Here is a 628-nt window from a genome sequence, read left to right as displayed (position 1 = left end):
GCGGTGATCCTGAGCTTTGCGCCGCTGTTTTTCCAGCGCAGTTGGCGACATGCCGAAGTGCTGCTGATCGGGGCCATTTTGGCGCCCGGCAAACGTACGGTGACCAGCCTGTTGCAGATCAGCGGGCTGGCGCAGGAGCGGCGCTTCGTGAACTATCATCGGGTCCTCAACCGGGCAGTCTGGAGCCCCCGGGCAGCATCGCGTCTTCTGCTGGCGCACCTGATCACGGCCTTTGCACCGGATGGGCCGGTCATTCTGGGCATCGACGACACGATCGAGCGCCGCCGCGGCAAGCGGATTGCGGCAATCGGCATCTACCGGGACCCGGTGCGCTCCAGCCACGGCCACTTTGTGAAGGCTTCCGGCCTGCGTTGGGTCAGCCTGATGCTCTTGGCACCTGTTCCCTGGGCGGGTCGAGTGTGGGCGCTGCCGTTCCTGTCCGCGCTCGCGCCTTCGGAACGGTTCTGTCGCGAACGGGGACAGCGGCACAAGAAGCTCACCGACTGGGCCCGCCAATTGATCCTGCAGGCCCGCCGCTGGCTTCCAGAGCGAGACATCGTGCTGATCGGCGACAACGGCTTTGCTGCCCTGGAACTCTTGGCTGCCCTGACCCGGCACAGGATCACCG

1 protein-coding gene is annotated in these 628 nt (G+C 65.6%); it reads left to right on the top strand.

Annotated elements, in window-relative coordinates:
* Positions 1-628 (top strand): transposase (locus tag EBE87_RS28555; protein ID WP_199708361.1); only part of this gene is annotated, 628 nt, incomplete at both ends.

Source organism: Teichococcus wenyumeiae (assembly GCF_003696345.1).
GTDB lineage: Bacteria > Pseudomonadota > Alphaproteobacteria > Acetobacterales > Acetobacteraceae > Pseudoroseomonas > Pseudoroseomonas wenyumeiae.
Note: the sequence above shows the minus strand (reverse complement) of the source record. Positions and strands in the feature narration are given on the sequence as shown.